Source organism: Geminocystis sp. NIES-3708 (assembly GCF_001548095.1).
GTDB lineage: Bacteria > Cyanobacteriota > Cyanobacteriia > Cyanobacteriales > Cyanobacteriaceae > Geminocystis.
This window is the reverse complement of the sequence record NZ_AP014815.1, coordinates 162,610-188,840: the sequence shown is the minus strand read 5'-3', so window position 1 is coordinate 188,840 and position 26,231 is coordinate 162,610. Positions and strand designations below refer to the sequence as shown.

Genomic DNA, 26,231 nt, shown 5'->3' with positions numbered 1-26,231 from the left:
GTTAAATTAAGGATAATTTTGAGTGGAATTGTTAATTAAAGATGATAATTTACCTGTCTGTTCACTACCTTTAACATCTAACTCGCTATAACAAAGAAAAATTTTTTCTGTGACTCTAGCTAATAAATCTTGCATGATTCTCGTCAGTCTTTCATTTTCTGATTCTATCTCCTCAGAAATAATTTGAGAATTTGGTTGCCATGATTTTAATAAAATAGATGAAGCTAATAATTCTCCGCTTTGACTCCAATAATTAGTGCCAATATCTAACCAAAATTGCCAACGATGATGAACACGAGAAGAGCGATATTGATATACAGATGCGATGGCTACGGCTTTAGTTTCAATAGCGATTAAAGGGGGTATTGTTGTCATTGGTAAGGGATTTGCTGTAATTGTACCTTTACGTAATAAGTTAATTAGTTGAGTAAGTATATCGTTGATATTTTCGTTTTTCAATCGTTTTTGTATTTCCCAAAAATGTTGAGCAGTTTCTCTAAATTCTCTGATGGTGGCTAATTGACTATAGTTTAATTTTTCTATATTCAGAAAAAAATGCTCTAAAATATTGTCAATGACTCCTAAAAGATGATTATTTCCTTGATTAATTTTTTCTTGATTTTGATCAATCCATTCTCGAATTTGATTGTAATATTCTAAACTTTGATAAGTCAATCTATCCCATCTAGGAAATGATTCTACTGTTAATAAACGGGGTGATTTTATATCGGGAGAATAACAATAATCTACTAATAAACCTCCTCTCACCAAATCAATATTTTCCCATGATAAAATAACCAACATTTCTGTAATCATTTCTTTTTTTAATAATAGACCATTTCCTTCATATAATAAAGTTAAAAGGGTTAAAATACTGCGTATTAAAGGAGATGTAATTAATGGGCGTTGTTCATTTATTGGCTTAGTTTCTATGTCATTATCTTTGAGATAACTCATAATAGTATAACGGGCAATTTCATCTAATCCGGGAGCTATAATTGCTATCTCATCAGCTTGAATTTTTCCTGATTTAATTGACTTAATAATACAATCAGCTATTATATTTAATAAATCTCCCCTAGAATTTGTTTTAATATTTATCATATTTTCAGGAAACTTTTGGTCAGAATAACCTTTATTTATAGTTTCTAAAATAATATTTTCAACTTTTATCCGTAAACTATTGAGATGATTAATTATTAATAATTCTTGATTACATAAATTGGATAGTTTTTGTAAATATTCAGGATCTCCACTTAAACCTAAAGAAATTTTGCCGTTTTGATTATAGGTAAAAACTCCATATTTTTTTTCTTCTATAAATATTTCAGCTAAATCCTTCATCATGGCAGGATAATCATCTACATCATCGGCGAAAATAGCTTTATAATTATTCTTTAAATAAGATTGATAATGATTATTTTGTAATAAGTAAAGTCCATAAAGTTCATAAATTAAACCATAACTTAATAAACCTTTTTCTAAACACCATTCACGCCATCGTAAAATTAATTTTTGGATTAAGTCTATGATATTTTTTTTGTTATTTATATTAATAACATGAGACTGTAATAAGTGATCGCCAATTTTTTCAGGGGAAATTCCTCCCGAAGTTGCTAACTGTAAAAAATCTAAAATACGTCTGACGCAATTATATTCACCGCCAAATATTCCCACTAACTCAGTAGCTAAATGTGGTTGCCATAATTGAGTAGCTAATTCTTGTTCAGTTTCTGAGCGTAAACGTATAGGTAATTGTGAAGGTAAATTTAATTCTTGACACAGTAAGGGATAGAATAGGGTAACATCTTCCATCATCAATGCTAAAGGAGTTCGGATTTTAGTCTGATAACTATTACTATTCAAATTTAACAGTATATTAATCAAAGTTTTTTTTCCTTGATTATTAGCACATAAAATTAGAGGTTTTTCAAGAAAAGAGGATGTTTCAAACCATTTCACCATCAAAGAAGCTAAACGGGTTGTTTTACCGCAACAACTATCACCGACAATCCAAATCGGCTGAGATTCGAGAATAGACAAAGGCTAAATTTTAACTATAATTTTTACTTATTATAACAATGTAAAAATTGATTTTAACTGTATTGAAATTAATTTTTATATTTTTATTTATTAAGTATTTATACTTTATTATACTATCTTCGTATAATATTGAAATAAAAAGTGAGTATTTCAATGTAGGAGGTTGGCAATGGCACGAATTGACTTAATTGGTTTTATACTTTCCACTGCAACAATTTCATTGGTGTTATCTGTTGGTAAAGTAGCTCAAGCGTGTGCTGATTTGCCAAACATTTGTGAACAACAAAGATTACATTGGCAAGAAATGAATGATATAGGTGCAGTACAAGAAGCTATCAACAGATCACAACAAGAAGAAGAAAGTTTTTCGACACCTTCATCACAGCCTTATGATCCCATGCAAGAAAGGCTAAATGTGGCTTTTAGTTTAATTCAACTGGTGATTTCAAATGCCCAAAAAGTAGATCAATTAACCAATGATCCTCGATTCCAAAGATACCATAACGGTGGTTGGGATTTCTTTCAGGGCAAAAATGATGCCGCACCGGGAGAATATTGTGCTGCTTTCTTCTGGAAAAAAGACGGATTCATACGCATTTCAGGACCTGGTGGTGATTATCAAGGTGCACTATTAACATTTTGGGGAGAAAATATTCCACGTCCAGACAAACTACAAACCATAAGAGCTACTTTGTCTCAATCAACGGGAGCACCACAAACCGTAAAAGTATTTAACTACATACAGCCGGGTGAACCCTATGGCGCTATTTCCTTTACTGTACCTAGCATTGAAATGGCATTAGAGGCAATGAATGACGTTGAGAGTTTTGATATATCTATAGAAGGCAAATCCGTTGCTAAAGTGGAGTGGAATGACGGATTAATGGCACGGGATAAATTACGTGAGTGTGTGAGTGCGAAAAGAACAAAATAAAAGTAAAACAACAAGAAATAAATTATTGAACAGTTTTAGTTTATTGTTCATTGTTCATCATCCTATGTCACAATTAAAACGTTATGAATAAATTAGACAATAACTTAGGATGGATAGTTTAAAATTATATGAGTATGCTTGGTTAGTACCAGCACTACCACTCATCTCTTCAATGATAGTCGGTATAGGATTAATTTCTTTTAATCAAGCCACCAACAAATTAAGACAAGTTAACTCTATTTTCATTATCTCTACTTTAGGCGTTTGTTTAACCATGGCGATCGCTCTTTTTTGGAGTCAATGGCAAGGACATGAACCTTATACAAAAATGATAGAATGGGCATCAGCTGGAGACTTTAGTCTCAGCATGGGTTATACTATCGACCATCTTAGTTCCTTAATGCTCGTAATTGTTACTACCGTAGCGTTGTTGGTGATGATCTACACCGATGGTTATATGGCACATGATGCGGGTTATGTCCGTTTCTATGCCTATCTGAGTATTTTTAGTGCCTCCATGTTAGGTTTAGTTATTAGCCCTAATCTCGTACAAGTATATATCTTTTGGGAATTAGTAGGGGTTTGTTCATATTTACTCATCGGTTTCTGGTACGATCGCAAACCTGCCGCCGATGCCTGTCAAAAAGCTTTTGTCGTCAATAGGGTAGGAGATTTTGGCTTATTACTTGGTATGCTCGGATTGTATTGGGCTACTGGTACTTTTGATTTTATACCTATGGGCGATCGCCTTCATGAATTGGTCTTCTCAGGACAAGTTGCTGGGGGTTTAGCGGCATTATTTGCAATTTTGGTTTTTTTAGGTCCTGTGGCAAAATCAGCACAATTTCCCCTTCATGTATGGTTGCCTGATGCGATGGAAGGTCCCACTCCTATCTCAGCTTTAATTCATGCGGCAACAATGGTAGCGGCTGGTGTATTTTTAATCGCTCGTATGTATCCCGTATTTGAGCCGATTCCTGAAGTAATGACAGTAATTGCTTGGACTGGTGGTTTTACTGCTTTTCTCGGTGCTACGATCGCCATTACCCAAAACGATATTAAGAAAGGCTTGGCTTATTCTACGGTTTCTCAATTAGGTTACATGGTATTAGCTATGGGCATTGGGGCATATAGTGCTGGATTATTTCACCTTATGACTCACGCTTACTTCAAGGCTATGTTATTCTTATGTTCAGGTTCAGTTATTCATGGCATGGAAGAAGTTGTGGGACATGAGCCTGTTTTAGCTCAAGATATGCGATTAATGGGAAATTTACGTAAATATATGCCTATTACTTCTTCTTGCTTCCTCATCGGCACTTTAGCTATTTGTGGTATTCCTCCTTTCGCTGGATTTTGGTCAAAAGACGAAATTCTTGGTTTAGCATTTGAAGCCAATCCTGCTTTATGGTTGGTGGGCTGGTTAACAGCAGGTTTAACCGCATTTTATATGTTTAGAATGTATTTTATGACCTTTGAAGGAGGTTTCCGAGGTAAAGATCACAAAATTCAAGAAGAATTATTAAAAGCCGCAGGTGTTAGCCCAAGTGATGAAGGGCATCATGGCGAAAAACCTCATGAATCCCCTTTAACCATGACATTTCCCTTGATGATGTTAGCAATTCCTTCTGTATTTGTTGGCTTGTTGGGTATGCCTTGGAATAATCGTTTTGAGGAATTTATTGCATCTCCTAATGAAGTGGTAGAAGTTGCTCATCATTTCGACTTGAATGAGTTTTTAATTATGGGTGGTAATTCCGTTGGTATCGCTTTAATTGGTATCACCATTGCTTCTTTGTGTTATTTACAAGGCAAGATTGATTACAAAGCGATCGCAGAAAAAATTCAACCCTTATATGAGCTTTCCTTAAATAAATGGTATTTTGACGAGTTTTACGATAAAGTCTTTGTGCAAGGATGTCGTAGAATTGCTCGTGCCATTATGGAAGTTGACTATAAAGTAGTTGATGGTGCAGTTAACTTAACAGGTTTGGTGACAATTATTAGTGGTGAAGGCTTAAAATATCTGGAAAATGGTAGGGTACAATTTTATGCTTTAATTGTTTTCGCCGCCGTTTTAGGTTTTGCCGTTGCCTTTACTGTGATTGGTTAACAATCTTAAAAGTATTAATAAGTAATAAGTAATAAGTAGGGATGGCTGAAAAAGTTTTTTGATAAAAGTAAGGCAAAGAGCAACACTTTTATTTCCTTTAGTAGAAATGAGCAAAGATAATAATTGTTGACTTTAGTAATATCAAAATTTATTTTCTAAGGTTTATCTGTTAGCTATCAATGTACTTATATAAGATCTAAGTTTAATTTATTTTACAAATAGATTCTTTCAGTTGTTCTATGGCAATGGGTTTACTAAGATAATCATTCATCCCCACAGATAAGCATTTTTGACGATCTTCTTCTAAAGCATTCGCTGTTAAAGCGATGATATAAGGTTGAGGTAGAGATGATTGACGGATGAATTGAGTAGCCGTTAAACCATCCATTTCAGGCATTTGTATATCCATTAAAATCACATCGTAGGCTTGTTTTTCTAGTTTTTCCAATACTTCTTTCCCATTATTAGCAATATCGGCGGTGTAACCAAGTTTTTTGAGGGTTAAACACGCTACTTTTTGATTAATTTTATTATCTTCTGCGAGAAGTATTTTAAGATTTAACGGTTTGATGGATAATGATTCTTCCAGTTTTAAGGATGATTTTTCTAGCTCAATTTCATTTTCCAGAGGAATTTTAAGTTTAATGGTGAAATAAAATGTTGTACCTTGATGAGTGCATAAATTTAACGTCCAATCTTCAGGAGGATTACCTCCGAAATTTTCTCTACTTTCTACCCAAATTTGACCGCCCAGAAGATTGATTAAACTTTTACTGATAGCTAATCCTAAGCCTGTACCCCCATATTTACGGCTGATGGAAGCATCTCCTTGACTGAAAGGTTGAAATAATAATTTAATGCGATCGCCATCTATGCCAATACCTGTATCTCGAATACTGACTATCAAATTAAATTGATCTGATAATTTTTTTGTGGTTATTGTTTCTTTGCTTTTTTCTACCCCAATAAAAATCTCCCCTTCAGAGGTAAATTTAATAGCATTACCGATAATATTCAACAAAATTTGACGTAAACGGGAAACATCGCCGATGAAATTGTCGGGAATATCAGGATGAACAAAATATTGGAGATTGATATTTTTACTAGAAGTACTATGATACATTAAGTCAGAGATCGACTTAATTAAATGTGATAAATTAAAAGGACGTTCTTCTAAATCTAGTTTTCCTGATTCAATTTTGGAAAAATCTAAAATATCGTTGATAATAGTTAAAAGTGCATTGCCACTATCTTGAATGGTTTTGACAATATCCTGTTGTTCATCATCAAGATTTGTCATTGCTAGTAGTTGCGTCATGCCCAAAACACCATTCATGGGAGTGCGAATTTCATGACTCATATTCGCTAAAAATTCACTCTTAGCTTGAGTCGCCGCTTCTGCAATTTGTTGGGCTTTTTGTAAATCAATATTTTTTTGTGCTAGTTCCTGTAATCGTTGTTGTTCTTGCTGTAATAGTTGAGAATGTGCGATGGCAATTCCTAGTTGCCCTGCTAAAGATTCCAGTAGTTGTACTTCGTTTTGTGTCCAGTAATGATAATCATCGCAATAATGTAGCCCGATAAGTCCATTGACTGCCCCTTGATAAAATGTTCCTATTCCCAATAAAGATTTTATCTGTAAGGATTTAATAAAAGGTAGAACAAATTTTAATAATTCATTATTATCAACATCATTAACAGGTATTGCTCCCTCTTTCTTAATCAGAGTTTGCATATACAAATTATTGGTTAGGGATATTTCACTCCCCAATATAGAGGGATAATTACCATTGAGATATTCTGCTACACAAATAATTCTGATATTATTTTCTTCTTGAATATAAGTGTAAATGTTGGCACGATCAACTTTATATGTTTTACCAATCTCTGTTACGGCGGATTGAATAATAGTTTCTGTGTCTAAACTTTGTCTAATTTTGTCAGTGATTTTTCTTAACAGGGTAAGTTGATTAAATTGATGTTGTAAAATTTTTTCAGCTTTTTTTCTCTTTGTTATATCAATGTAAGTAATAGCAACCCCATAATTTTCGATGGGAATAGGGGCAACACTAATACTTATCCAACTTATATTACCATTAGGTGCAATAATACTATTTTCCACATTTTGAATATGGCGATTTTCCTTCAAAGCCCTAACACTAGGATACTCTTCCGAGGGCATAGGTGAACCATCTTCACGCATAATTTTCCATTGGGGAGAATCATAAGTTTGGCTTGTGGCTTCTTCTACGGGAATCTGTAAAATTTTTTCTGAAGCAGGATTACTTTCGATAATTTTACCTTGAGAATTGGTAATAGAAACTCCTATCGGTAAAGTGTTAAACAGGGTTTTATATTTTTCCTCAGATTCTTGTAATGCAATTTCTACGTTATCAAAAGATTGCTGAATTTGCTTTGACATTTCATTAAAAGATGTCGATAACAATTTTATTTCTGTAATCATCGAATCTTCTGATAAAAATTGTTCTAATTCCCCTTCAGCCAGAGATTTACTTGCTTCACTTATTTTAGAAACGGGTAAAGTAATTTTACGGGCGGTAAAAATACCAATTCCTGTAGTAGTAACAAAGGTGAGGAAAGATAAAAGAATAGTCTGTTGATTATTTTTTTCAATTCTGGCAGTAAAATCTGATTCAGGTACAACAACCACAATGAACCAATCTTTTGTTAAATTATGATGATAAGGAATAACTTGTACAAATTGTCGATGACGCTCATTTTCGGTAAAAAAGTCAAATTGTATCTTTTTTGATAATATCCCAAAACTTTGAAATTTGTCATTTATATAAATACTGGTAGATTGAATTAAATAATCTTCACTGTCAACTGCCTTAATTTTTTCAAGAATAATTTTGCCGTTTTTTTCTATTTTATGAAAAGGTAAATATTGTGTCGAATTACCAATTAAAAAACCATCCTTATCAACAATAAATACTCGTCCATTTTTACCTACTTTCAAATTAGCAATAAATTTGCGAAAAAAGTTTAAATCTGATGCGGCGGAAAAAACTCCTAATAATTTACCTGTTTTTTGATCATAAATGGGATGACTACTATTGAGGGAAAGATCAGTATTATCTGATAACTGAAAAATCGGTATAGCAGTAGGTTTACCTGCCTTGACGGCATTTTTATACCACGGGCGAGTTTGGAGTTTAAAGGCTTTAAAAGTATTAATTACACCAATAGGATTACCTTTTTCATCTACTTTATAAACATAAACTTGGTTGGGTTGTACAGGATTTGCTCGTAATAAACTGGGAGAAGGATTACGATTAGCCACCCGAAAAATTCCCGCTTCTGTGCCCACCATAATATGACTTACTGTGGGAAATTGTTGTAGTTGTCGAAATAAATAACGCTCTAGTTGGGGGATATTATCAAGTTTTAATAATCCTTCGTAAAAAGCCTCCGCATTAATCCGATTTATTAATACGGGGGTAGCTAAATAATTATCTAAATACTGAACAACATTATTAGTAGTTTCTCGATGAATTTCAATAATTAACTCTTCAATGGAATCTCGTTCACTTTTGTAAGATAGATAACCGACTAAACCGACAGCCCCTACAATTTGCACCATAAAAGGCACAATTAACAACCATTTCAGGGAAATCCCCAGATGAGATTGAGATTGTGGAGATTTTTGGCGTTTTGGTAATTTTGGCATGAAAAAATTTTTTACATTGCAAAGGAATAAGAAAAGATGAAATTCTTTAGATAAGACTTTTGTATCCCTATTAGCAGTCCTAGGAACATTATATCATCTATATTCTGTATGTTCTTTCAGAAAATAATCATGCTTTAATTGTTAATTAGACTTCTTGCAAAAGTCAGGTAATGAGCCATGTGTAATGAATAGGTAATGATTATTACAATTAATAATTTCTCACCTTAAATAGATTTTAATTTTTATTTTGCAAGAGGTCTATTGTTAATCGTTAATTATTCACCCCTTTGCCGAAGAATTTGGGTGGTTGAGTAATGCTATAAACTTCTGTTTCTTTCTCAATACATTGTCTGACATAACCCGGAGTTTGTAACATTCCCAAGAGGCTAATACCATCAAAAGAACGAAAATCATTACTGGTTTTTTGTTCTAATAAAAGATCAATTTTTTCAGGATTAGGAATAGTATCAAATCTTGATTCAGAAGCAATTGCAAAGCCCCATGCCGAGCCATAAGTACAAGTTGGGGCAAAATAAGCATGAACATTGCTAAACACAGCTTTAAGAGTATTTACTAAACGCCCGTGAATATGAAGATTTGCTGGGGCAATAGGACCAGCTTGTATTACAACAATACCATTTTCTCTTAAAACTTGCTTTAACTGAGAAAAATATTCTTTGGTGAACAGTTGAAAAGAAGGACCTTCTTCGATAGGATCAGACAAATCGGAAATAATAATATCCCATGTAGGTTCAGTAGTATCTAAAACATTAAAAGCATCACCGATAATTAATTCTAAACGAGGATCATCAAAAGAACCTTGGTGCATTTCAGGTAAATGTTGACGACAGGCTTCCACTACATCACCATCAATGTCCACCATCATAGCTTTTTTGACAGCATTCCAGCGAAAAACTTCTCTAGTAGTTGCACCTTCTCCGCCACCTAAAATCAAAACATTTTCAGGATTAGGATGATTAACCATGGCTGGATGTACTAATGCTTCATGATATAAAAATTCATCTCCCGTACAAGATTGCCATTTCCCATCTAATACTAAAGCTTTACCATAAGCACCACTTTCCACAATATACATTTCTTGATAAGGAGTCTTCTTATGGGCGAGAATGCTAGTGATACCGTGAACATAAATATCATAAGGGGTGATGTATTCACTAATCCAAACATCCGCATTTAATTGAGATCCAGCCATGTTTTCTTATTCTCCTGATTTTAGAGCAAACTTCTAAGATAACATAAAATTTTAGTTAAAGTCAAGTTAAATTTTTATTTTGCACTTTTTTTAAGGGTTGTAAATAGTGAAAATATATTAATCTATTGCCTGTTATCTATAGCAATAGTAAATCATTTGTGAATAATTAAACATGACAACATAAATCTGTAAATCCTACTATATTTGAGAACAGATAAATGATAGCTAATATCTCTGAAAATTTTACAACTCCCATCGTAAGATTGCTATATTATCCATTAAGTTAATTTTGGAAAAAGTCTAGTGAAAAGTTTGATCAATGAAATGATAGGATTGTACAAATTTAATTGTTAAAACTTGTATTTTTAAATACAACTATCTTAAAATTAACTATGCTGATTATCAATCAAGAGAAAAAAATAAATATTAAGTATTTGAAGAGTCTTTCTACTAATCTTGATGAAGGTGTTGATGTTATTCAAGGTTTAACCAGCATACCCAAAAGTTTACCATCAAAATATTTTTATGATCGCCTCGGTTCAGAATTATTTGAAAAAATTTGCGATTTACCTGAATATTATCCTACTCGCACCGAGACTTCTATTTTAATGACTGCGAGTCAAGAAATTGCCGAGATAACAGGAATTTGCGAATTAGTAGAATTAGGCAGTGGTAGCTCGACGAAAACTCGCCTGTTATTATCCGCTTATGATAGTTTAGGTAAATCTTGGCAATATGTACCTATCGATGTTAGTAGCGAAATCCTGAAAAATAGTGCCTTACAATTGCATGAAGAATATGATAATTTATCCATTTTAGGTTTAGCGGGAACTTATGAACAAGCTTTATTGCAACTTCCTATTTCTTCTTTACCCCAACGGATGATTATTTTTTTAGGGAGTACATTAGGTAATTTTACTTATGAGCAAAGCGATGAGCTTTTTAATGAAGTTCGAGATATATTGCAAGTAGGTGATTATTTTTTGTTGGGCATCGATTTACAAAAATCAGTTAATATTTTAGAAAATGCTTATAACGATAGTCGAGGCATAACGGCCGCATTTAATCTTAATATGTTGTCTCATCTTAACGCTTGTTTTGATGGTAATTTTGACATTAATCTATTTAAACATCAAGCTATTTATAATCAAGAGAATCAACAAATTGAGATGTATTTATATGCTCAAAAAAATCATGAAGTCAGATTAGATAAATTAGACTTAAACATTAATTTTCAAGAAAATGAGCCTGTCTTAACAGAAATTTCTCGAAAGTTTAACTTAAATCAAATGCAAGAATTTTTGAATAATCATCAACTTAAAACTATTAAATATTGGACTGATAAAGATAATTATTTTGGATTAATTTTAACTCAACTAATTTAGTTTTATTTAGTTAATTGTCTAATTTTTTTCTCGCAAAGGTGCAAAGATGCAAAGAAATTTAATATTATTTTTGGTGAAGGATTTTAAGGTGTAAAAATGTTAATTTTAAATGAGTGCAAGAAAGAAGATATTATTAATTATTTAACTGACTCTTGGCAAACAGAAGATTTATTATTTAAAAGTATTATTAACTCTGAAACTTTTTATCAAAATCCTGATTCTTTACGTAATCCCTTAATTTTTTATTTAGGACATTCTGCGGTTTTTTATCTTAATAAATTAGTTATTCTTGGCTTATTAAAAGAAAGTCAACGAATTAATCCAGACTATGAAAAATTATATGAAATGGGAGTAGATCCCGAAACACCATCTGAACTACAACAAGCGATTGCTTCCGTAAAATGGGCAAAAGTAGAAGAATTATGGCATTATCGTCATCAAGCCTATAAAACCGTTATTAATATCATCGAAAAAACTCCTTTAACTTTACCCATAACTCCTGATAGTGTTTGGTGGGGAATAGTTATGAGTATAGAACATCAAAAAATACATATAGAAACTTCCTCGATGTTAATTCGACAACTACCCTTAGAATTAGTAACGAAACCAAGTCAATGGAATTATGCAAAATCTCAAGGAAAACAGCCTCAAAATGAGATGATAAAAGTAGAAGGAGGTATAGTGACATTGGGGAAGAAAAAAAAAGATAATCTTTACGGTTGGGATATTGATTTTGGCGAAAAAGAAGTGATAGTTAATCCTTTTCAAGTTAGTAAATATATGATTACTAACGGCGAATTTTTAGAGTTTGTTAATAGCAAAGGTTATGAGAATGAAAATTATTGGGATGAAATATCATGGCAATGGAAACAAGAAAACAATGTTATTTATCCTAAATTTTGGCGTAAATCGTTAGATAATTATTATTACCGATTGATGTTTGATGAAATTGATTTACCTTTAGATTTTCCAGTAGAAGTAAATCATCATGAAGCTAATGCTTATTGTTGTTATCTATCACAAAAATCGGGAAAAAACTATCAGTTAATGAGTGAAGCACAATGGCAATTTCTTCAACAAAAAAGCGATTATAACGTTAATAACTATAACCTTGATTTCAAATTTATTTCTCCTCATCCCGTGGGTAGTTTAGAAACAGCAAGAAATCCTCAAGGTATTTACGATTTAAGAGGAAACGTCTGGGAATGGTTAGGAGATATTTTTACTCCCTTATCAGGCTTTAAACCTCATTATTTATACGAAGATTATTCTGCACCTTTTTTTGATGATCGTCATTATATGCTCATCGGCGGTTCGTGGGCAACCAACGGTTATGAGGCAACATCTTATTATCGTAACTGGTTTCGTCCTTATTTTTATCAACACGCAGGTTTTAGAGTTGTTATCAATAAATAAATGAAAATAAAACAAAAATTAACATTCTGAATTGTTAGATACTCAAAAAATCTTGCTAGATTGTTCATATAGGCTAATTATCTAGCTATTGTTGTACTTCTATAACTAATTAAAAAATTATAGATATTCACTAGATAACTGATCAGCATTTATTTATTAACTAGATTACAAATGGATTTAACAAATTTTCCTTGGTTAACAACTATTATTCTTTTCCCCATCATCGCTTCTTTATTCGTCTTTGTCATTCCTGATAAAGATGGTAAAACTGTTAGGTGGTATGCTTTAACCGTTGGCTTAATCGATTTCGTTTTGATTGTATATGCTTTTTATCAAGGCTACGATTTTAATAATCCTAATCTACAATTAGTCGAAAGTTATACATGGGTTGCGGATATTGATTTAAAATGGTCTGTAGGTGTTGATGGTTTATCCATGCCTCTAGTTTTATTAACAGGCTTCATCACTACTTTAGCTATTATGGCGGCATGGCCTGTCACTTTAAAACCTAAATTTTTCTACTTTCTCATGTTAGCAATGTACGGCGGACAAATTGCTGTTTTTGCTGTACAAGATATGTTACTTTTCTTCCTTGTCTGGGAATTGGAATTAGTGCCAGTCTATCTCATCCTCTCTATTTGGGGTGGTAAACGAAGATTATATGCGGCGACCAAATTTATACTTTATACTGCTGGAGGCTCATTATTCATTCTTGTGGCGGCTTTAACGATGGCTTTTTACGGTGATACCGTCACTTTTGATATGACTGCGATCGCCCATAAAGATTTTGGATTTAATTTACAATTACTACTTTACGGAGGTTTATTGATTGCATATGGTGTCAAACTGCCTATTTTCCCTCTCCATACATGGCTACCTGATGCTCACGGAGAAGCAACAGCACCAGCCCATATGTTACTGGCAGGAATTCTTCTAAAAATGGGTGGTTATGCCTTAATTAGGATGAATGCTGGAATGTTACCCGATGCCCATGCCACTTTTGCCCCAATTTTAATTATTTTAGGGGTAGTTAATATTATTTATGCCGCCTTTACTTCTTTTGCACAACGAAATTTAAAGAGAAAAATTGCCTATTCTTCCATTTCTCACATGGGTTTTGTCTTAATTGGTATTGCTTCTTTTACTGATATTGGTATGAGTGGAGCGATATTACAAATGATTTCTCATGGTTTAATTGGTGCCAGTTTATTCTTTATGGTTGGTGCTACTTATGACCGCACTCATACTCTCATGCTAGACGAAATGGGAGGAGTTGGTCAAAAAATGAAAAAAATATTCGCTATGTGGACAACTTGCTCTATGGCTTCCCTTGCCTTACCCGGTATGAGTGGATTTGTCGCAGAATTGATGATATTTATTGGTTTTGCTACCAGTGATGCTTATAGTTTAACTTTCAAAATTATCATGGTATCTCTTGCCGCTGTTGGGGTAATTTTAACGCCGATTTATCTCTTATCCATGTTGCGAGAAATGTTATACGGTGAAGAAAATAAAGAATTAGTCTCTCATACCAATTTAGTCGATGCTGAACCTAGGGAAGTATTTATTATTGCTTGTCTTTTAATTCCTATTATTGGTATTGGTTTATATCCGAAAATTGTTACTCAGATCTATGATTCTACCACTAATCAATTAACGACTTTATTACGTCAATCAGTGCCTAGTTTACAAGTAAAAACTGCGGCGAAAAATAACTCACAATTTATCGCTTTAAACGCACCACAAATTAATTAATTTTGAGTTTTACTCTGTTTTGTTGACGATTAAAGCTAAATCTGTTCAGTCTTTTTTGAAGTAATTCTTAATCGTTGATTGTCAATTATTACAAAGACAATTATACCCCCTCTCAATGAACAAAGAAGGGGTATAATTTTATGAACTACTACAATGTTTGATTATTTGCGATAAGGAACTTTATCCAAACCAATATTTCCAGTAGATACACGAGGTACGGCTGCTGGTCTTGCATTAATACTACGAGCCATGTTTAGATAGAGAGAAGGATCTCCAGCTTTGGCTTGTTTCTCTTGAGGTACAAAGCGACGAACTTGATTTTGCCAAACAATTTGAGGGAAACCAAGAATGCCACGATAGTAAGCATCATAACGAGGAGAACTAATATTAAATGGTCTTTCTCCTAATTCACGAGAAGGTAAGTTACGACGACGTTGGTAAGGTACGATGTCATAACCAAAGTTTTCGAGGTATTCATCGGAGTTTAATAACTCATCAACGAAGCCTTTAATACCTTTGTTAACTACAACAATTGACCATGCAATTTTTTCTTTTTCACTATAAGGTGCACGACCTAACACTTTTTGAATACAATGCTCTACAAAACGATAGTTACTATTTTTTTCGTAAAAACTATTTCTAAAGGTTTCTGATAATAATAGACCACGAATGAAATCACGCACCGTAATTTGTTTGTTGCGTAATTGAGATTCTAAAGCCGTTTCACGATCGGATTTGAAAGCATGGAAAAAGATTTGACGATAAGCCGCTTCAATTAATACATCCATATCAGATGCACTATAAAGACTTTCAGCGTTATAGATTCTTGGTTGTTCATCACCACCTACTTCAAAACCAGCTACACGGGTATTTTGAGAGTTAGGTGCATAATTTAAAAGAGGAATAGCCAATGTTAAGACCTCCGTATCTTAAGATTATTTTAAATGTTTTTTCTACAATCATTAGCATAATCGACAACGGCATCTAACCTGAAAAAACGTAAAGAATTGTTACAGTAAAAAATCCAAAAACCAATTAATGGAACATCATTTAAAGGTAATTAGTCTTTTTTTGTGATGGGTATTGTCTCGGTTAGGTTAAAGATAAATCAACCCAACCAATTGATAATGATTTTTTGATTAAACACTGTTGGATTTCAATTTTAGCCCAACCTACAAGGTAATTATTATGAATTTATTGAAAGATGCTCGTGATTATCAGATTCTTTGTCTTAGTTCATTTCTTTGTTTAGGTATTTTTTATCGAGATTGGACTTTACAAATACACGGAATTTTTCTCACTATTATTACTTGTTTATTAACTCAGATTTTCTTAAATTCATTGGTTAAATTAACAACTATTAAATCTAACGTTAATACGATTAATATTGATAAAAATCAAGCATTTTCTTGGCTATATACATTAGATTTTTCAGGAGTTAAAAGTGCTTTAATTACGGGATTAGGTTTATCATTATTATTACGCTCTAATAGTTCTAATATTTTAATGTTAGCAGGAGTATTAGCCATCGCTTCTAAGTTTATTTTTAACTATCATCAAAAACATTTTTTTAATCCTGCAAATTTTGGCATTATAGTTACCATATTTTTAACTAAATCTGCGTGGGTTTCTCCGGGGCAATGGGGGAGTGATTGGTGGTATTTGTTATTATTTATCTGTACAGGAGCTATGGTATTAAATAAAGTAGGAAGATGGGAAACCAGTGCTATTTTTCTAACTTTTTATGGCGGTTTAGAAGCAATTTATAATTATTATTTAGGGTGGAATTTTGACGTTTTAACTCACCAATTAATGAGTGGAAGTTTATTAGTTTTTACGTTTTTTATGTTGACGGATCCTCGCTCTATACCTAACGCTAAAAATAGTCGTATTATTTGGGCGATTGCCGTTGCTTTTTTGAGCTTTATTCTCAAAGAATTTTTTTATATAAATAGTGGAATTTTCCTAGCCTTATTTATTATTTCACCTATGACAATATTATTAGATTTAACTTGGAAAGAAAATCGTTTCCGTTGGCAAAAGTTAAATATAGTTTAAGTTTCTAGTAATGGACTAAAATATTTTCCTTGATTTTTTTACCTGTAAATAAATTATTAATAACATAAAAAATAATGAAAAAATACTTAATCTTAATTTCTTTTTTGCTTATATTTCTATTATGTTTCCCTACATCTGTTCTAGCTTTTTGTGGTTTTTATGTAGCTAAAGCAGATAGCAAATTATATAATCAAGCCTCTCAAGTTATTATAGCTAGAAATGAAGAAAAAACTGTTTTAACTATGGCAAATGATTATCAAGGAAACGTCAAAGATTTTGCTTTAGTTGTACCAGTACCAGTACCCATTGAAGAAGATCAGGTGAATGTTGGCAACCCCAAAATTCTTGAAAGATTAGACGCATTTAGTGCACCAAGATTAGTGGAATATTTTGATAGTGATCCTTGTCAACCAATATACACAATGGATGCCATGCCCAGTACCGCCGAAAGTAGTGGTGTGGCAAGAAGGGGAGGAAGACAAGCAAAAAATGAGTCTTTTGGAGTCACCGTTGAAAGTAAATTTACCGTTGGGGAATATGATATTTTAATTTTAAGTGCGAAGGAATCTGATGGTTTAGAAAAATGGTTGATTAGAGAAGGTTATAACATTCCTAAAGGTGCTAGTGAATTGTTACAACCATACATTAAGCAACAAATGAAATTTTTTGTAGCGAAAGTCAATTTAAAAGAATTGGCAAAATCAGATTTTCAATCCTTACGTCCGTTAATGATAGCTTATGAATCACCAAAATTCATGCTTCCTATACGTTTAGGCATGGTAAATAGCCAAAAAGAGCAAGATTTAATCGTTTATCTACTTTCTTCTAAAGGTGAAACGGAATTAACAAATTATCGTACAGTGAAAGTGCCTTCTGATGTGGATATACCAGAATTTGTCAAGGAAAAATTTGGAGATTTTTACAAAACTATGTTTACTCGTAGTTATGAAAAAGAAGGTCGTAAGGTGGCATTTTTAGAATATGCTTGGAGTATGGCAAACTGTGATCCTTGTTCTGCCGAGCCTTTAAACCCTGATGAGTTAAAACAAGCAGGAGTTTTTTGGCAAAATTCTCCCTATGATAATAACTTATTTATAACTCGTTTACATATTCGATACGATCGCCAACACTTTCCCGAAGATTTAAGATTTCAAAACACCGTTAATCAGCAATTATTTCAAGGGCGTTATGTCATTCGTCATCCTTTCCGTGAAAAAATAACTTGTGATGCTGGAAGAGATTATCCCCAACAGGTAAAACAAAGACAGGAAAAAGAGGCACAAACTTTAGCAACTTTAACAGGTTGGAATTTAAGTGATATTAAGGGAAAAATTAATTTCCTACAAGGAGATAATATTCCTTGGTGGCGTAAATTGTGGCAATGACTGGCGAAATTAATCAATAATTAATAATTGATATTGACTTTTCTCAATACATCTCTTGCAAAATAAAGATTAAAATCTATTCAAGGTGATCAATTATCAATTTTAATAACTATTGCAAGAGTACCCATTCCTTGACTTATCTGAGAAGTCTAATGTTTTTAAGTTTATCATGCTGTTTGTCCAATACGAGGTTCTGTTCCTGCGATGATTCTCTGAATATTTGTACGATGCCTGAGAATTACATAAATGGCGGCAACAATTGCAAAACTGATATAAGGAATAGAAGGATTAAAAATCCACATTAGTATATTAACAGCGATAGCGGCACTGATGGAACTAATGGAGACTATTTTAGAGATACCTAAAACTGTTAAAAATACAACTAAAGTACCTAAACCAACAAAAGGATTCATCGTTAACAATATACCTAAACTGATGGCGGCGGATTTTCCTCCCGAAAAATTTAACCATATAGATTTACTATGACCTATAACTGCTAATAATGCAGAAATGGCGACTAACCATCCTTTCCAATTCGTAGGCAATAAATTGGCATCAAGAGAAGCTAATTCAACTATATATACGGCGAATGCTCCTTTTAACATATCGATTAATAATACTGCGATCGCCGCTCCTTTGCCAACTATTCTCAGTACATTAGTAGCACCCGTAGAACCTGATCCATGTTCACGAATATCGATACCTTTAAGCATACGAGCTAGTATATAACCTGTAGGAATAGAACCTAGTAAATAAGCAGATAAAATTAAGCTAAAACTAATTAAAATAGGGTAATTCATCATAAAATTTTCTCAAATTTAATATCAATAAAAAACTTTACATACCTTAAACAATAATTTAGGTTTAAATGGAAAAAAGTTATTTTAAAGATCACTAAAGAATCTAACATATTATTTAGATAAAAAATTTTTCATTTTTGGAGATGCAGATTGAATATTCTTGTGATCTGGGATGAAAATAGTTATGATCACAAAGTAGTTGATATTATAAAAAGATTAAGACTGTGACGGTAAAACCAGATTGGCTAAGGGTAAAAGCACCACAAATTGAAAGAGTTGGCAATGTTAAAGATATTTTGCGAGATTTGAACTTAAATACAGTGTGCGAAGAGGCATCTTGTCCAAATATTGGTGAATGTTTTAACGCTGGTACTGCTACATTTTTAATTATGGGTCCAGCCTGTACTCGTGCTTGTCCTTATTGTGACATAGATTTCGATAAAACTCCTAAAGAACTTGATACTACAGAACCATTACGATTAGCGGAAGCTGTAAAAAGGCTTAATCTTAATCATGTTGTCATTACATCAGTCAATCGTGATGATTTATCTGACGGTGGTGCTAGTCAATTTGTGAACTGTATTATGCAAACTCGAAAATTATCTCCAAATACGACTATTGAGGTTTTAATTCCCGATTTATGCGGTAATTGGAACGCTTTAGAAAGCATCTTACAGGCTCAACCAGAAGTCTTAAATCATAATACAGAGACTATTTCCAGATTGTATCGTAAAGTGCGTCCTCAAGGGGAATATGAAAGATCTTTAGAACTACTAAAGAAAACTAGAGAAATATCTTCCAAAACCTACACCAAATCAGGCATTATGGTGGGTTTAGGGGAAACTGATTCAGAAGTTAAGCAAGTAATGAAAGATTTACGAGAAGTTGATTGTGATATACTTACCATCGGACAATATTTACAACCATCTCAACATCATTTACCAGTGAAAGAATTTGTCACTCCTACTCAATTTCAATTATGGGCTGAATATGGAGAAAGATTAGGATTTTTGCAAGTAGTTTCATCACCTCTTACCCGTAGTTCATATCATGCGGAAGAAGTCAAAAAACTGATGCAACTTTATCCACGTTATTAGAAAAGAAGAAATAGGCTTAATTTTTGAATTTATTACTTTTAGTCTCAATAGTCTTATCATAGTTACTAAAAACAAAGTTTAGTGTAATATCATAATTATTAATATTATTATCTATTGGCATAACATCAATTTTTTTGATAAATTCTCTTAAATAAAAACGACATTCAGAAGGAGATAAATCATACCAAAATTGAGGATTAGAAAGAGTAGAAGCAATAATATTAAGATTATCAGGAGGTAATTGTGTCATTTGTTGTTTTAGTGTTGCAATTTCTAAATTAAGGGTATAGCTTCTAAGATAGGTGGTTTCTTCATCTAAAATATCTTCTATTCTGAGTTGCTGAATTTTACTTAAAATGGCTTCTTTTTCTAGTATCGTTTTTTCTATTTTATGTTTTGTCAAATTAGGACTTGGAACATTAATTTGTTTTATTAATAAAGAAAAATCTTTACAAATTTGATTAATTACGTTATCCAAAAATAGATGGTATTTAAAAGATTTACAAGAGGCATCTCCCTGACATTCACTAGGAATTAAATATAAATATTTTTCAGGATATCTTTTATTGGTAACTTTTGTTATTCTAAATGGTGACTGACAAATTCTACATCTTACTAACCCCGCCAAAGCATAGTTAGCAGATGCACTTCGAGATTTAACAAGACTATGACTTTTTAATATTCTATCGATTTGTGCGGCTTCTTCTCTACTAATAATAGCAGTGTGAGTATCTGTGATAATTTCTTGATTTTTATAGCTTAAATCTCCTCGATAAATAGGATTTTTTAACCAATGAATAGCTGTAGATAAAGCAATTTTTTTATTATATTTTCTTTCTAAATAACGAACACTATCACTAACGGAAGAATATAGTAAAAAACGATCAAAAAAGTCTCTTATTATGGGTGAAGTTGCTCTATTGATAATATAACTATCTTTTCCTTTTAAATAACCAAATGGTGCTTTTCCGGGGGGAGGTAGGGTATTTAAACGATTATGACTGTGAGATTTTAATAATTTTCTGTGATAAATTTTTTTTCTAATTTCTTCCCAAAGAATGATTAATTTTTCTTTAGTCTTACTATCTTTTATTATTTTAAATTTATTAGTATTGTAATCTTCTTCAATAGCAACAATTTCAATATTTAAGTCTTCAATTTTCGCCATAATTTGGTTAATTTCACTTAAGGTATCACCAAACTCTGACAAACTACGAATTAATAAATAATTTGCAGAATTTACATGACAATCTTTCATTAACTTTTTTAACTGTTTTCTATCACTAATGTCTTGATAAACTTTGTTAATTTCACAACCCCACAAAAAATCTGATGGGATTTTATCAATAATAGGATCAATATAAATATAAGCAATAATCAAGATAAATAATAGATGATTGTTAAATTATAAAATAGTTTTTTGTTTTTGATTATTAATTGGGTGAATGATATTCACCCCTACCAATTTTTAATTATTTATAACTTCCTTGCCCACTTGTGCATATTGTTGCCATGCTTGTTTTGCACGAAAATCATGATAATCTTTGACAGTTTTACCATTTTGAGATGCTCTTTCAAAAGCAATTAATAAAGGAATTTCTGTTTTAAATAAAGGGATATTTTCTTTTACTAAAAATTGTTTTGCCGTTTTACTATTAGTAGTTCGTGCATCAACTTTTGTCAAGAGAATTTTATAATTATTAATATTCCATTTCTTGAAAAATTCTACTGCTTTAACTGTTGCATCTAAATCAAGATGATTAGGAGTTGTGGGAATAATAATTAAATCATTGCCCTTTGCTAAATCAACCAAATCTTCTTCTTCTGGACCTGCTTTCATATCAGTTACAATATGTTGATGTTTGGGAATAAATGCCGGAGAACCTGCTTGAGATGCTACAGTAAAAGGAAGATTATCTTCTTTAGCCCATACTAACGCAGAACGATTACGATCAGCATCAATTAATAAAGTTGGTTTATCAGTTTGTAAATACGTGGATAAATGAATGGCAGTGGTTGTTTTTCCCACACCACCTTTTAATGAGGCAATTGCAATTAACATAATTTTGATAGTTAATAGTTAATATAGAAAGATTATGCTAGGTTCGTACAGTTAATAATTTAATTGTTAATATGATTATTGAATAATAGGTGAAATTTTATCAATAATAGCTAGACTACCATCAGGATTAACTTTCCATACATCATAAACTCCAATAACATCACCATTTTCATCAATATCAACATTACCACTCGCACCTTGATAATTTATTTTTTCTCCTTTACGTAATAATTCCATCGCCTGACAAGGATCTGTAACTTCTGTACCTTCACCACTAGATACTTCTCGAATTTTATTCTTAATTCCCTCCCCAGTATTATTTCCTGCCGATTGTGCGGCTAACATTAATATAACAGTCGCATCCCATGTATGAGGTACAAAAGCGGTTATAGGTTTATTCTCCGTTTTTTCTTTCCATAGAGTAGTAAATTCGTCTAAAGCCTTACCATCTGCCCCTGGTACTGTACCCAATGCACCTGCTATAATAGAAGTGCCATCGGCAGTTTTTCCGACTTGTTTAGTGAAATCTTCCGAATAAACCCCATCGGTTAATAAGACAGTAACACCCTTGCTTAATCCTTGTTTATAAGCCGCTTGTAGCAATAAACTACCTGTTTCTGCATATAAAACCCCAGCTACAGCATCGGGTTGATTTGCAAAAGCCAAACTTGCTTCTGAATCTAATGTAGTTGCCTTGGGATCATAACGTACTGGTTTATCTTGATTGAGAATATTACCTCCAGATGTAGTAAAAGCATTGACAAATTGCTCTTCAAATGCCACACCATAATCATTATTAATAACGACTGTCGAAACATTTTTAAATCCTTGTTTATCAGCTAAAGCGGCTAGGGCTTGGGCTTGATATGTATCAGGTGGTGCAGTGCGTGCCCAAAATCCGTTAAATTCACCTTTTTTTGCTCTATTGGTGAAAACAGGACTTGTACTACCGGGGGAAATCATCATGACGTTATTTCTCACAGCCACATCTAAAGCGGCAGTAGAAACACTACTAGCAAATGATCCTACTACTGCTGATACTTTATCAACTTCTGTTAATTTAGTTATAGCAGAAGTTCCCGCCACTGGATCAGTTTGATCATCTTCTTTAATAATAGTGACAGGTTTTCCATTAACACCACCACAAGCATTAACGGTATCTACAGCTAATTGAGCAGCAATAGGCATATTTTGACCAATAGAAGATAAATCCCCTGTAATGGGAAATAATGCTCCTAATTTTAAGCCCTCACTACTTGAAGCATTACTATTTGAATTTTGCGTTTCCGTGGTTGTTGTATTTTCTTCTGTCGTGCCAAATATGCCGCAGCCAACAGTCAACCAATTAAGGCTAAGAAATAAGCTTAAAAATAGTTTAGTTTGACGGTTTTTCATGGTATTTTCTTATATCTAGTTAAGTTTAAATTAAGATCATACCTTACCTTTTCAAATTTGTTTAATTTATTAGTAGAAGAAAAATTATCAAGCTAAATAGAAGAGTTGATATTATTATATTTTTAGCTCAAGTATTTTTTGAAAATCTATTATTATTCTCCCAAAATTTAATTAATAATGTTGAACAAATATTTATCTTCTTGTTTCTTATTAATCTGTTTAGTACTCTTTAGTTGTAATTCTAATCAAAATTTAGATATTCAAAAACTTAATGTTACTAATAATAATCCTGTTAATACTGAATCTATTACTTTGTCTGAGAGTTTTAAACCTATTACTGGACAAATTATTTATATACCTATTTATTCTAATATTTATCATTCTAATCAACAAAGAAGCCATAACTTAGGAGTTACAGTTACTTTTCATAATATTGATTTAGATAATTCCATTATCATTAAATCAGTTAAATATTATGATAGTCAAGGTAATTTAATTGATGATTATTTAACTTCTTCTGTAATATTAAAACCTCTAGCATCTACTAATTTTTATATCGAAGATAATGATATTAGAGGAGGAATTGGTGGTAATTTTTTAATTGAATGGGTAGCTGATAAAAAAGTAGCTAAACCTATCGCTGAATCAGTTATGGTTAGTACTGCTAGTACTCAAGGAATATCTTTTACTAGTCAAGGCAGAATTGTCAAAGAGTTTTAAATAAAAAAATGATTTCACTACTAAAATTATAGAATGAAGTAATCACGAAACAAAGTTATATTATTTCATGACTTTTAGACTTATTTAATTGATATTTAATTGATTTTTTGTGACATAATTATAGATAATTTAATGGTGTAGAAAAGTGGCAAAAAATTGTGATCAAATTACCATCGGTGAATCTTTATCAAAACATCAACAATTAAGTTTAGAATTAGTTTCTAAATTCAGTGGTGGTAGAGATATAGTTTTTGCAGTAGATTTAACTCAAAGTGTTAGTCTTGATGATGAAGGAAAAGTAAGGTTAAAACAAATTGTGCAAGATAGTTTGAATAAAAGCGATTCCGTTTATATTGTCCCTTTTTCTTCTCAAGTAAACCCAACGAATTCTGATGTTAACCCTCTGACTATCTCAAATTCGATTGCATTTAACAACCCCAAAGAAGATATAAATAAAATTATTGAGCAAATTCCTTTAAGTGCAAATATAGCAGAGAAAAATACAGATATTCAACTAGCAGAGCATTTTATTTACAAAAATTTAGCTCATATCAATCAAAAACGTCTTTGTGAAAATCAACCTATCAAACCTCAATCTGTAGTGTGGTTAACGGATGCACCCTTAAAAACGGAAGTAGGTATAACTTCTCAAGTATGGATTGAAACTCCTGCTAATAGTTCCTATCGTAATAGTACCAGTCCTGAAAGTGTTGATCGAATCAACTGGTTAAATCATCTTGCTATAAATTCTCGTAGCAAGAATATCAGTAATTATCAACTCACCGTTGCGGATATTAAACCTAGTGTACAAGAATTTTGCACCCCAGCCCCTGGCGGAAAAGAAACTTGTCTAGTAAATAATTATATAGTCAATCAATTATGGCTACCTACGACTATTTTATCCATAATCATCATTAGCTTATTTGGGGGAGGAATTGTTGCTATCAAATATTATTTAAGTTTAAAAGAAACGTGGAAATTAGAAATAGTATCGTCAAATGAAGAAAATAAAAACATTGATTATTTAAAAAATAAAAGTAGTCTTTCTATTGGTGAAGATATAGAGTGTAAAGGGGGAGAAATTAGAGGTTATTTAAAAAGAGAAGGAAATAAAATATTTATTGAACCTACTAACATTTTACCTATTATTTATAAAGGTAGAGAATTAAAACAAAAACAGGTAATAGAAGGAAATATTATTAGACTTAATTGTCCGTATAATGATGAAGATTTTGAAATAAAAATTACTGTCTCTAAAACTAAATAACTGTGAAATAGATATCTTGTCTGTTCGATAAAAAAATAAATTATAAAGATTATCAAACTGGAGACTATATAACTTTATAAAATGAGGAAAAGATGATAAATTTTACACAAATAAAAAAGTTTACAAAATCTATATTAAAAGATATTTACGATAGATAGTTAATCAAAGAATTAGCTTTATTTGGTTCAATTTTAATAGATAAATTTAACGATGAAAGTGATATTGATATTTTAATAACATTTGATGATGATGCTAGGTGGAGTCTTTTTGATATTGTTAGACTGAAAAACGAGCTTAAAAATATATTTAATAGAGAAGTTGATTTAGTAGAAAAATCTGCACTATCTAACCCTTTTATTCGTTATGAAATATTGAAAAATAACTATATTCTTTATGAATCAAATTAATAAAAATTACGCTTTTCTTTGGGATATGCCTCAATCTTGTCAAAGAATAATCCTATTTATAAAAAATACTTCATGGGAAGACTATCAAAATAATATTTTATTGCAAAGTGCTATCGCTCAGCACCACTTTGTGATCGAGCGACAATTAGAAATTTCGGGAGAAGCGGCAAGAAGAATATCTCCTGATTTTCAACAACAAAATCCTCAAATTCCTTGGAGTGATATTATTGGACAAAGAAATATCATAGCCCATCAATACGAAAAAATAAATCAAAAAAGAATCTGGCAAGTTATTACTGTTGATATACCTCATCTTGTCATAAAATTAGAAAAATTAATCTCACCTTTACCCCCAGAATATTAAAATTTCGTTTAAATGTTGGGAGAAACCCACTATACCGATAACAAAATACCAAATAACAAAAAAAATCTCAAATATTGTATAAAAAGACAATTCGTTACTGATAATTAGTTAGTAGTTCCATTATTT

20 protein-coding genes are annotated in these 26,231 nt (G+C 32.0%); 12 read left to right on the top strand and 8 right to left on the bottom strand.

What is annotated here, in order from left to right; all coding sequences use genetic code 11:
- Positions 1 to 6: 6 nt before the first annotated feature.
- Complete coding sequence (locus GM3708_RS00765; protein ID WP_066343141.1) at positions 7 to 2,043, bottom strand: hypothetical protein; 2,037 nt, start codon at positions 2,041 to 2,043, stop codon at positions 7 to 9.
- Between the two features lie 169 nt (positions 2,044 to 2,212).
- Between GM3708_RS00765 and GM3708_RS00760 the strand changes: the two genes are divergently transcribed.
- Positions 2,213 to 2,977 (top strand): hypothetical protein, encoded by a 765-nt coding sequence (locus GM3708_RS00760; protein ID WP_066343136.1) that lies wholly within the window; start codon positions 2,213 to 2,215, stop codon positions 2,975 to 2,977.
- A gap of 109 nt (positions 2,978 to 3,086) precedes the next feature.
- On the top strand, positions 3,087 to 5,090 hold the full coding sequence (locus GM3708_RS00755) for an NAD(P)H-quinone oxidoreductase subunit 5 (RefSeq protein ID WP_066343134.1): 2,004 nt from the start codon (positions 3,087 to 3,089) through the stop codon (positions 5,088 to 5,090).
- A 202-nt stretch (positions 5,091 to 5,292) separates the two neighbouring features.
- On the opposite strand, the gene GM3708_RS00750 is transcribed toward GM3708_RS00755, so the two are convergent.
- Together GM3708_RS00750 and GM3708_RS00745 are read right to left on the bottom strand one after the other, a co-directional pair.
- Positions 5,293 to 8,781, bottom strand: coding sequence for a response regulator (locus GM3708_RS00750; RefSeq protein WP_066343128.1), 3,489 nt, complete (start codon positions 8,779 to 8,781; stop codon positions 5,293 to 5,295).
- A 271-nt stretch (positions 8,782 to 9,052) separates the two neighbouring features.
- Positions 9,053 to 9,994, bottom strand: a complete 942-nt coding sequence (locus tag GM3708_RS00745) for a spermidine synthase (RefSeq protein WP_066343127.1) — start codon at positions 9,992 to 9,994, stop codon at positions 9,053 to 9,055.
- 392 nt (positions 9,995 to 10,386) lie between these two features.
- Between GM3708_RS00745 and egtD the strand changes: the two genes are divergently transcribed.
- The 3 genes from egtD to GM3708_RS00730 all read left to right on the top strand — a co-directional run bounded on the left by egtD (position 10,387) and on the right by GM3708_RS00730 (position 14,550).
- Positions 10,387 to 11,379 (top strand): L-histidine N(alpha)-methyltransferase, encoded by a 993-nt coding sequence (egtD, locus tag GM3708_RS00740; RefSeq protein WP_066343119.1) that lies wholly within the window; start codon positions 10,387 to 10,389, stop codon positions 11,377 to 11,379.
- Positions 11,380 to 11,475: 96 nt separating this feature from the next.
- Positions 11,476 to 12,795, top strand: a complete 1,320-nt coding sequence (gene ovoA, locus GM3708_RS00735) for a 5-histidylcysteine sulfoxide synthase (protein ID WP_066343114.1) — start codon at positions 11,476 to 11,478, stop codon at positions 12,793 to 12,795.
- 171 nt (positions 12,796 to 12,966) lie between these two features.
- Positions 12,967 to 14,550, top strand: a complete 1,584-nt coding sequence (locus GM3708_RS00730) for an NAD(P)H-quinone oxidoreductase subunit 4 (RefSeq protein WP_066343100.1) — start codon at positions 12,967 to 12,969, stop codon at positions 14,548 to 14,550.
- Between the two features lie 161 nt (positions 14,551 to 14,711).
- On the opposite strand, the gene GM3708_RS00725 is transcribed toward GM3708_RS00730, so the two are convergent.
- On the bottom strand, positions 14,712 to 15,461 hold the full coding sequence (locus tag GM3708_RS00725; RefSeq protein WP_066343099.1) for a phycobilisome rod-core linker polypeptide: 750 nt from the start codon (positions 15,459 to 15,461) through the stop codon (positions 14,712 to 14,714).
- Positions 15,462 to 15,738: 277 nt separating this feature from the next.
- Here GM3708_RS00725 and GM3708_RS00720 point away from each other — a divergent pair, with 277 nt between their 5' ends.
- Both GM3708_RS00720 and GM3708_RS00715 read left to right on the top strand, forming a co-directional pair.
- Complete coding sequence (locus tag GM3708_RS00720) at positions 15,739 to 16,608, top strand: RnfABCDGE type electron transport complex subunit D (protein WP_066343093.1); 870 nt, start codon at positions 15,739 to 15,741, stop codon at positions 16,606 to 16,608.
- 74 nt (positions 16,609 to 16,682) lie between these two features.
- Positions 16,683 to 17,993, top strand: a complete 1,311-nt coding sequence (locus tag GM3708_RS00715; protein WP_066343091.1) for a DUF2330 domain-containing protein — start codon at positions 16,683 to 16,685, stop codon at positions 17,991 to 17,993.
- A 167-nt stretch (positions 17,994 to 18,160) separates the two neighbouring features.
- Here GM3708_RS00715 and plsY read toward each other — a convergent pair whose 3' ends face one another.
- The gene (gene plsY, locus GM3708_RS00710) at positions 18,161 to 18,793 is read right to left on the bottom strand and encodes a glycerol-3-phosphate 1-O-acyltransferase PlsY (protein ID WP_082713954.1); all 633 of its coding nucleotides are present in this window, start codon (positions 18,791 to 18,793) and stop codon (positions 18,161 to 18,163) included.
- 224 nt (positions 18,794 to 19,017) lie between these two features.
- Here plsY and lipA point away from each other — a divergent pair, with 224 nt between their 5' ends.
- A complete protein-coding gene (lipA, locus tag GM3708_RS00705) occupies positions 19,018 to 19,890 on the top strand; it encodes a lipoyl synthase (protein ID WP_066343085.1) in 873 nt (290 codons plus the stop codon).
- A gap of 16 nt (positions 19,891 to 19,906) precedes the next feature.
- Here the strand turns inward: lipA and GM3708_RS00700 are convergent, their stop codons facing one another.
- The 3 genes from GM3708_RS00700 to GM3708_RS00690 form a co-directional block, all read right to left on the bottom strand.
- Positions 19,907 to 21,271: a recombinase family protein gene (locus GM3708_RS00700; protein WP_231933009.1), complete on the bottom strand. Its 1,365-nt coding sequence runs from the start codon at positions 21,269 to 21,271 to the stop codon at positions 19,907 to 19,909.
- A gap of 87 nt (positions 21,272 to 21,358) precedes the next feature.
- Positions 21,359 to 21,952 (bottom strand): ParA family protein, encoded by a 594-nt coding sequence (locus GM3708_RS00695; protein ID WP_066343079.1) that lies wholly within the window; start codon positions 21,950 to 21,952, stop codon positions 21,359 to 21,361.
- Between the two features lie 75 nt (positions 21,953 to 22,027).
- Entirely contained in the window at positions 22,028 to 23,347 is a 1,320-nt protein-coding gene (locus GM3708_RS00690) for an ABC transporter substrate-binding protein (RefSeq protein WP_066343078.1), read from the bottom strand.
- Between the two features lie 177 nt (positions 23,348 to 23,524).
- Between GM3708_RS00690 and GM3708_RS00685 the strand changes: the two genes are divergently transcribed.
- The 4 genes from GM3708_RS00685 (at position 23,525) to GM3708_RS00675 (ending at position 26,105) form a co-directional block, all read left to right on the top strand.
- Positions 23,525 to 24,067: a DUF3124 domain-containing protein gene (locus GM3708_RS00685; protein WP_066343075.1), complete on the top strand. Its 543-nt coding sequence runs from the start codon at positions 23,525 to 23,527 to the stop codon at positions 24,065 to 24,067.
- Between the two features lie 145 nt (positions 24,068 to 24,212).
- Positions 24,213 to 25,334, top strand: a complete 1,122-nt coding sequence (locus tag GM3708_RS00680; protein WP_066343063.1) for a vWA domain-containing protein — start codon at positions 24,213 to 24,215, stop codon at positions 25,332 to 25,334.
- Between the two features lie 161 nt (positions 25,335 to 25,495).
- Positions 25,496 to 25,741 carry a nucleotidyltransferase family protein gene (locus tag GM3708_RS17680; RefSeq protein WP_082714179.1) on the top strand — a complete coding sequence of 82 codons (246 nt, stop codon included), beginning with the start codon at positions 25,496 to 25,498 and terminating at the stop codon, positions 25,739 to 25,741.
- Positions 25,728 to 26,105 (top strand): DUF86 domain-containing protein, encoded by a 378-nt coding sequence (locus tag GM3708_RS00675; protein ID WP_066343061.1) that lies wholly within the window; start codon positions 25,728 to 25,730, stop codon positions 26,103 to 26,105. Before GM3708_RS17680 ends, GM3708_RS00675 begins: the two co-directional genes overlap by 14 nt.
- The last annotated feature ends 126 nt before the right edge of the window (positions 26,106 to 26,231 follow it).

Excerpts from the sequence above, each read along its gene's own strand:
- GM3708_RS00760 (WP_066343136.1), top strand. The coding sequence starts at position 2,213 with ATGGCACGAATTGACTTAATTGGTTTTATACTTTCCACTGCAACAATT.
- GM3708_RS00755 (WP_066343134.1), top strand. The coding sequence starts at position 3,087 with ATGGATAGTTTAAAATTATATGAGTATGCTTGGTTAGTACCAGCACTA.
- GM3708_RS00750 (WP_066343128.1), bottom strand. The coding sequence starts at position 8,781 with ATGCCAAAATTACCAAAACGCCAAAAATCTCCACAATCTCAATCTCAT.
- GM3708_RS00745 (WP_066343127.1), bottom strand. The coding sequence starts at position 9,994 with ATGGCTGGATCTCAATTAAATGCGGATGTTTGGATTAGTGAATACATC.
- egtD (WP_066343119.1), top strand. The coding sequence starts at position 10,387 with ATGCTGATTATCAATCAAGAGAAAAAAATAAATATTAAGTATTTGAAG.
- ovoA (WP_066343114.1), top strand. The coding sequence starts at position 11,476 with ATGTTAATTTTAAATGAGTGCAAGAAAGAAGATATTATTAATTATTTA.
- GM3708_RS00730 (WP_066343100.1), top strand. The coding sequence starts at position 12,967 with ATGGATTTAACAAATTTTCCTTGGTTAACAACTATTATTCTTTTCCCC.
- GM3708_RS00720 (WP_066343093.1), top strand. The coding sequence starts at position 15,739 with ATGAATTTATTGAAAGATGCTCGTGATTATCAGATTCTTTGTCTTAGT.
- GM3708_RS00715 (WP_066343091.1), top strand. The coding sequence starts at position 16,683 with ATGAAAAAATACTTAATCTTAATTTCTTTTTTGCTTATATTTCTATTA.
- plsY (WP_082713954.1), bottom strand. The coding sequence starts at position 18,793 with ATGAATTACCCTATTTTAATTAGTTTTAGCTTAATTTTATCTGCTTAT.
- GM3708_RS00695 (WP_066343079.1), bottom strand. The coding sequence starts at position 21,952 with ATGTTAATTGCAATTGCCTCATTAAAAGGTGGTGTGGGAAAAACAACC.
- GM3708_RS00690 (WP_066343078.1), bottom strand. The coding sequence starts at position 23,347 with ATGAAAAACCGTCAAACTAAACTATTTTTAAGCTTATTTCTTAGCCTT.
- GM3708_RS00685 (WP_066343075.1), top strand. The coding sequence starts at position 23,525 with ATGTTGAACAAATATTTATCTTCTTGTTTCTTATTAATCTGTTTAGTA.
- GM3708_RS00675 (WP_066343061.1), top strand. The coding sequence starts at position 25,728 with ATGAATCAAATTAATAAAAATTACGCTTTTCTTTGGGATATGCCTCAA.